At 38.1% G+C, this 569-nt stretch carries 1 pseudogene; it reads right to left on the reverse strand.

From position 1 onward, the window contains the following. Positions 1-547 (reverse strand): annotated as a pseudogene (locus HMPREF0493_RS06995) (IS982 family transposase); the annotation flags it as partial. Positions 548-569 lie beyond the last annotated feature (22 nt).

Genomic DNA, 569 nt, shown 5'->3' on the forward strand with positions numbered 1-569 from the left:
CAGTTCAACTGTCTCCCTGGCATCATGAACTGATGCTTTTGTTACGACATAATCAAGAATGTAACCGTCATCGCTAACAATGGCATGAACTTTGAAACCATAAAAGTAAATTTTTTTGGTGGCCTTATAACCAATGTTGGCATAACCGCGAAAAATTTTAGCACGATAGTTGCGAATTGGTTGGCAAACAGGTACCGGAAAGCTGTCAATGATCAAGAACTGTCCATTCAGGTCAACCTTTTTATTCATTTCTTGCCGTATCTGATAAATCAATTGCAATAGCTGACGTGAACGTCGATTAAAACGTGAGTGTGATAAACAATTGAAACATTCACAGAATCTTCTTTGTGATTCAATTCCTGTCTTAGCTTGCCAGATAAGTAAGGCCAAAATCAGACTGCCCGTAGTTTTAATTTGATCAATATTTCGCCGATGAGTAAACTCAGCCGGTGCATACAAACGATACCAGTGCCGACAAATTATCACTAAATCTTTAAAACTAACTTGTCTTAGGGTGGCTAAAACGCTTAAGCTTAAGGCAGTTCAATCAGATCAGACTCTTTTCTTTT

Source organism: Lactobacillus amylolyticus DSM 11664 (assembly GCF_000178475.1).
Lineage (GTDB): Bacteria > Bacillota > Bacilli > Lactobacillales > Lactobacillaceae > Lactobacillus > Lactobacillus amylolyticus.